The following is a 1,164-nucleotide window of genomic DNA, read 5'->3' on the forward strand; positions in this document are numbered from 1 at the left end:
GATCTTGCTGAGTTCACGGACGATGTCTTCGGCTACCTGGCCTATGCAGGCCAGCGCGGTTACGGTCAGCAGTACCTGCGCGGGCTGATGCTGGAGGGCAAGCGTAAGTCGGTGGAGCCGATGGCGGAGCGCCTGGGCATCCCCCGGCAGAACCTGGGGCACTTCGTTGCCCAGTCCACCTGGGACTACCGCGAGGTGATGCGGCGTGTAGCGGCCCGCGCCCACCGGGTACTGCGATCGTCGGCCTGGCTGATCGACGATCACCCCTTCGTCCGCTACGGGCATGGCACCGCTGGTGCGATCGTGCAGCACTGCGGCGAGCGCGACCAGCACTTGTGCCAGGTCGCGGTATCCGTGCACGCCGTCTCGGGCCGGGGGTCGTCGCCGTTGCACTGGCGGTTGTTCCTGCCGCAGAGCTGGGCCGAGGACCGTGCACGCTGCGCGAAGGCGGGAGTCCCGCAGCAGATAGCGCACCGTACCAAACAGCGGATCGCCCTTGACCTGCTCGACGAACTCGACCAGTGGGGCCTGACCCCACCACTCGTTGTCGCGGACAGCGACTACGGCACCAACGTCGCCTTCCGCGCCGGGCTCAGTGCACGGGGCATCCGCTGGCTGCTGGCGGTCACGGGCCACACCGTGGTTCTGCCCGCCACTGGAGCCCCGGTCACTGCCTGGGCGCGCAGGCGCCCCAGCATTACCGTCGACCAGGTCGCCGCGGAGCACCGTTACCGGGCCCGCAGGTTCGTCTACCGGGCCAAGACAGCCGATCACCGCGCCCGGTCCGGCTGGTTCGTCGCCATCCCGGTGCACATCGCCGGGATCATCGAGCGCGAGCACGTCGCGTCCACCGCCGACCGGCTCCTGCCCCAGCGCACCCTGCTGATCCAGTGGAGGCGCAAGCGCGGCGGGGACGTCTTCCGGTCCTGGATCACCGATCTGCCCGCCAACACCCCGCTCGCCATCCTGGTCAGGCACGCGACGAGTCGCTGGTGCATCGAGACCGACTACCGCGAGATGGAGCAGGCCCTCGGTCTGGGCGACTACGAGGGCCGCACCTACCGGGGCTTCCACCACCACGTGACGCTCGTCTCCGCAGCCCACCTGTTCTGCACAGAGCATTACCTCAACCCAAAAGGCGGGGCCACGGCCTCAGCCTGTACA

General features: G+C 68.9%; 1 protein-coding gene. It reads left to right on the top strand.

Translation table 11 applies throughout. From position 1 onward, the window contains the following. A partial coding sequence (locus ACFYXH_RS42485) for an IS701 family transposase (RefSeq protein ID WP_389575187.1) occupies window positions 1-1,164 on the top strand: 1,164 nt, incomplete at both ends.

Source organism: Streptomyces sp. NPDC002730 (genome assembly GCF_042888805.1).
Lineage (GTDB): Bacteria > Actinomycetota > Actinomycetes > Streptomycetales > Streptomycetaceae > Streptomyces.